The sequence below is a fragment of the Helicobacter sp. T3_23-1059 genome, assembly GCF_053654515.1.
Genome location: NZ_JBSIUV010000232.1, coordinates 1 through 450 on the forward strand (window position 1 = coordinate 1; position 450 = coordinate 450).

1 pseudogene is annotated in these 450 nt (G+C 30.0%); it reads right to left on the reverse strand.

The window, feature by feature from the left end:
- Window positions 1-450: pseudogene (locus ACWIX0_RS14205) on the reverse strand (hypothetical protein); the annotation flags it as partial.

Below are 450 nucleotides of genomic sequence, written 5' to 3' on the forward strand. Positions count from 1 at the left end.
CTCATTCCCCAAATCAAACCTATAATAAATATAAGCGATTTTGCACGCAATTTGTGGATTTTGCTCTAAAAAGTCATCTTGGGCATTATAAATCAATTTTCCTTTGAAATCTTTTTCCTCATATCGTTTCTTATTTTGCTTGGATAAAGTTTCGATATTTATTTGACAAGTTTTTAAAAATGCTACTGCTTCTGCTAGATTATAAATATGCTCTAACTTATTGAAATATGTTAGTCTATCTTGTTGTGAGTTGGTATCATTTATGGCGTTATTATAAAAGTATTGTTGATTGTAGTTTGATTTTTTGATTGTAGATTGCGTTGTGCTTTGTTGATGATTTCGTATAGATTCCCTCACTTCATCATCATTTCCTATGCCTACCTCAAAGTTTAGATTAAACTTTATATGCGCAGTATTGTTATCAAAGTGATTTATGCTTGAGGCATAAAT